Source organism: Streptomyces sp. NPDC000941 (genome assembly GCF_053599555.1).
Map to the genome: position 1 here is coordinate 1 of NZ_JBSFMM010000421.1, position 4,504 is coordinate 4,504.

Genomic DNA, 4,504 nt, shown 5'->3' on the forward strand with positions numbered 1-4,504 from the left:
CGGCGACCACAATGGGATCCAGGATCCCGAGGGTGCCAACGAGGTGCCGCTGCCGGACGCGACGGTCAACCTGCTGGACGCCGACGGCAAGCAGGCCGCCACGACCAAGACCGACGCCGCAGGCGAGTACTACTTCGGTGGAGTCGGCGCCGACTACGAGCTCAAGCCGGGTGCGAAGTACACGGTGGAGTTCGATGTGTGTACCGCGGACACCAGCAAGGTGCCGACCCAGCCGTCGGCCGACGAACTGCGGTTCACGCTTCCGCGGGCCGGTGACAAGCGGGCACATGACTCCAATGTGACCCCGCCGAAGACCGGGCAGCTGTGCAAGGGACTGGCACCGGTCACGGCGCCGGACAAGGCGGGCGAGGTCGATCACACGATCGACGCCGGCGTGTACATCCCCAAGGAGGAGCCGCCGACCACGGAGCCTCCGACCACTCCGGAGCCGACGACCCAGCCGCCGACCCACGAGCCGCCCGCGTCCGTGCCGCCCAACAAGCCGGGCCCCCAGACCGGCGGAGACCCAGGCGGTTCACTGGCCAACACAGGTACGTCCGGCCTGCTGACGATCATCTCCCTCAGCGCCCTGCTGGCCGGTACGGGCGCGGCATTCGCCTTCGTAACCCGGAAGCGTCGCGCCAGGCAACACTGAGACAACCAGGCAACACTGAAACACGGCTGATCCGCCCGTAAGCGCCGACGAGCCCCGTCCATATCCGGACGGGGCTCGTTGGCATTCGGTCCTGGCGGGATATGGCCCCGGCGAGCCTTACATTCCGCCCTCGGACATCCCGTGCACCGCGGGGATCGTGCCGAGCCGGCCCTTCTGGAAGTCCTCGAAGGCCTGCTGGAGCTCCGCGCGGGTGTTCATCACGAACGGCCCGTAGTGCGCCATGGGCTCACGGATCGGCCGGCCGCCGAGGAGGACGACCTCCAGGTCCGGCGTGTGGGAGTCCTGCTTCTCGTCCGCGCGCACGGTCAGCGAGGAGCCGGTGCCGAAGACCGCGGTCTGGCCGAGGTGGATCGGGCGGCGCTCGGCGCCGACGGTGCCGCGGCCCGCGAGCACATACGCGAGGCCGTTGAAGTCCTGCCGCCAGGGCAGGTTGATCTCGGCGCCCGGCGCCAGCGTCGCATGCACCATCGTGATCGGGGTGTGCGTGATGCCGGGCCCGTTGTGACCGTCCAGCTCACCGGCGATGACGCGGAGCAGCGCGCCGCCGTCCGGGGAGGTGAGCAGCTGGACCTGGCCACCGCGGATGTCCTGGTAGCGCGGCGGCATCATCTTGTCCTTCTTCGGCAGGTTCACCCACAGCTGCAGGCCGTGGAAGAGACCGCCGGACATGACCAGGTGCTCCGGCGGCGCCTCGATGTGGAGCAGACCGGACCCGGCCGTCATCCACTGGGTGTCACCGTTGGTGATGGTGCCGCCACCGCCGTTGGAGTCGTGGTGGTCGAAGATCCCGTCGATGATGTACGTGACGGTCTCGAAGCCGCGGTGCGGGTGCCACGGGGTCCCCTTCGGCTCCCCGGGCTGATAGTCCACCTCGCCCATCTGGTCCATCATGATGAACGGGTCCAGGTGCTTGTAGTCGATGCCCGCGAAGGCGCGCCGCACCGGGAAGCCCTCACCCTCGAAACCGCTGGGAGCGGTGGTGACGGCGAGCACGGCGCGCTGCTGGGCGTCGGCGGGCGCCGCGACGCGGGGCAGGGTGAGCGGGTTGTCTACGGTCACAGCTGGCATGACGGCCTCCTCGGTCGTTCAAGGTTCAACTTAGTTGAAGGGTGAACGATCCGCAAGAGGGCCTTTATTTCCGAGCGACCAACCGCACCTATCCGTACATTCGGCGCATCGCGAAGTCGACCATCTGCTCCACGGCCTTGGCGTCGAAGACCATCCGGTGATCGCCCTCCATGTCGAGGACGAAGCCGTAGCCGGTGGGCAGCAGGTCGATCACCTCGGCGCCGGTGATCACGAAGTACTTGGACTCCTTGCCGGCGTAGCGGCGCAGCTCCTTGAGCGAGGTGAACATGGGGATCACCGGCTGCTGGGTGTTGTGCAGGGCGAGGAAACCGGGGTTGTCACCGCGCGGACAGTAGACCTTGGAGCTCGCGAAGATCTGCTGGAAGTCCTCGGCCGACATGGAGCCGGTGGTGAAGGCCCGCACCGCGTCGGCCAGGGACGGTGGGGAGGGCTCCGGATACAGCGGCTGCTCGCCATAGCCGGCACCCGGCTGTGGGTGGTGTGACAGAGGCGGCTGCTGTTGCGGCGGGGGCGGCGGCGCCGCGTAACCCTGCCCTGGGCTCGCGTTCTGGTCGTAGCCGTACATGGACAGCAGCGTACTGAGTCGCCGAAGCGCAGTGCGTCACAGTTGCCCTATCGGGGGTTGCTCTTTATTACCCACGGGTAGCATCATGGCGATCGACGATCGATCGCGCGATGCCATTGAAGAGGTCCGCCGCCTCCCGAGCCTTACGGAGCTGTTCGCCATGGGGCACTACAAGTCGAATCTCCGCGACATCGAGTTCAACCTCTTCGAGGTGCTCGGGCGCGACAAGCTGTACGGCACGGGACCGTTCGAGGAGATGGACGTCGAGACCGCCAAGAGCGTGCTCTCGGAGATCTCCCGACTGTCCGAGAACGAGCTGGCCGAAAGCTATGCGGACGCCGACCGGAACCCGCCGGTGTTCGACCCCAAGACTCACACCGCGCCGGTGCCCGAGTCCTTCAAGAAGAGCTACCAGGCGTACATGGACGCCGAGTGGTGGCGCCTGGGCGTCCCCGAGGACCTCGGCGGAGCCGCCTGCCCGCGCTCGCTGCTGTGGGCCTGCGCCGAGCAGATCCTCGGCTCCAACACCCCGATCTGGATGTACGCCTGCGGCCCCTCCTTCGCCGGAGTCCTCTACGACGAGGGCACCGAGGAGCAGTTGGCGATCGCCCGCCACATCGTGGACAAGCAGTGGGGCGCGACCATGGTGCTCACCGAGCCCGACGCGGGTTCGGACGTCGGCGCCGGCCGCACCAAGGCGGTCCGCCAGGAGGACGGCACCTGGCATATCGAGGGCGTGAAGCGGTTCATCACCTCCGGTGAGCACGACCTCTCGGAGAACATCATCCACTTCGTGCTGGCGCGCGCCGAGGGCGCGGGCCCGGGCACCAAGGGGCTGTCCCTCTTCATCGTGCCGAAGTACGACTTCGACTGGGAGACCGGCGAGCTCGGCGAGCGCAACGGCGCGTACACGACCAACGTCGAGCACAAGATGGGCCTGCGGGTCTCCAACACCTGCGAGCTGACCTTCGGCGCGGACCACCCGGCCAAGGGCTGGCTGCTCGGCGAGAAGCACGACGGCATACGCCAGATGTTCAAGATCATCGAGTTTGCCCGGATGATGGTCGGCACCAAGGCCATGGCGACCCTGTCCACCGGCTATCTGAACGCGCTGGAGTACGCCAAGGAGCGCGTCCAGGGCCCGGACCTGGCCGCCTTCACCGACAAGAGCGCCCCGCGGGTCACCATCACCCACCACCCCGATGTCCGCCGCTCCCTGATGGCGCAGAAGGCGTACGCGGAGGGCCTGCGCTCGCTCGTCCTCTACACCGCCTCCGTCCAGGACGAGATCCAGGCCCTGGAGGCGGCCGGCGAGGACACCTCCGCCGCGCACGCCCTCAACGACCTGCTGCTGCCCATCGTCAAGGGCTACGGCTCGGAGAAGGCGTACGAGCAGCTGGCGCAGTCCCTGCAGACCATCGGCGGCTCCGGCTACCTCCAGGAGTACCCGCTGGAGCAGTACATCCGGGACGCCAAGATCGACACCCTCTACGAGGGCACCACCGCCATCCAGGGCCAGGACTACTTCTTCCGGAAGATCGTCCGGGACCAGGGCCAGGCGCTGACGGTCATCTCGGAGGAGATCAAGAAGTTCCTCGCCGAGGCCGGTGGCGGGGAGGAGCTGACCGCCGCCCGTGACGCGCTCGCCAAGGCCGCCGCGGATCTGGAGGGGCTGGTGGCGACCATGCTCACCGACCTCGCCGCCACCCAGCAGGACGTCACCACCATCTACAAGGTCGGCCTGAACGCCACCCGGCTGCTGCTCGCCTCCGGCGACGTCTTCATCGGCTATCTGCTGATCAAGGGCGCGGCGATCGCCGCCGACAAGCTGCCCGGCGCCTCCGCCAAGGACAAGTCCTTCTACGCGGGCAAGATCGCGGTCGCGAAGTTCTTCGCCCAGGAGGTGCTGCCGGGCGTCGCGGTCCAGCGCGCCGTGGCCGAGTCCGTCGACACCTCCCTGATGGACCTGGCCGAAGACGCCTTCTGATTCGTCTCGTCTTCCTCTCGTCGAGCTCCTCTCGTCGAGCCGGGTGGCCCCGCGGGGCCCCCCGCGCCTCCGGTCACGCGGCCGCGGCTCAGGCCCCCCCCGCGGGGCCGATCGGCAGAGCGGCGGGGAGGGGGAGAGTGTGGAGACACAAGTGTATATGTAGGGGGGGGGCGGGTCATTAAAACTG

Annotated in this window: 4 protein-coding genes; 2 read left to right on the plus strand and 2 right to left on the minus strand. The window is 68.1% G+C overall.

The genetic code is table 11. The features are described from left to right. Positions 1-655: SdrD B-like domain-containing protein (locus ACWDSL_RS52080; protein ID WP_450496635.1), on the plus strand; the 655-nt coding region annotated here is incomplete at its 5' end. A 117-nt stretch (positions 656-772) separates the two neighbouring features. Here ACWDSL_RS52080 and ACWDSL_RS52085 read toward each other — a convergent pair. Both ACWDSL_RS52085 and ACWDSL_RS52090 read right to left on the minus strand, forming a co-directional pair. After that, entirely contained in the window at positions 773-1,744 is a 972-nt protein-coding gene (locus ACWDSL_RS52085; RefSeq protein ID WP_450496637.1) for a pirin family protein, read from the minus strand. A gap of 88 nt (positions 1,745-1,832) precedes the next feature. Then, the gene (locus tag ACWDSL_RS52090; protein ID WP_089508468.1) at positions 1,833-2,330 is read right to left on the minus strand and encodes an SseB family protein; all 498 of its coding nucleotides are present in this window, start codon (positions 2,328-2,330) and stop codon (positions 1,833-1,835) included. Positions 2,331-2,490: 160 nt separating this feature from the next. Between ACWDSL_RS52090 and ACWDSL_RS52095 the strand changes: the two genes are divergently transcribed. Next, positions 2,491-4,317, plus strand: coding sequence for an acyl-CoA dehydrogenase (locus ACWDSL_RS52095; RefSeq protein WP_450496638.1), 1,827 nt, complete (start codon positions 2,491-2,493; stop codon positions 4,315-4,317). Positions 4,318-4,504 lie beyond the last annotated feature (187 nt).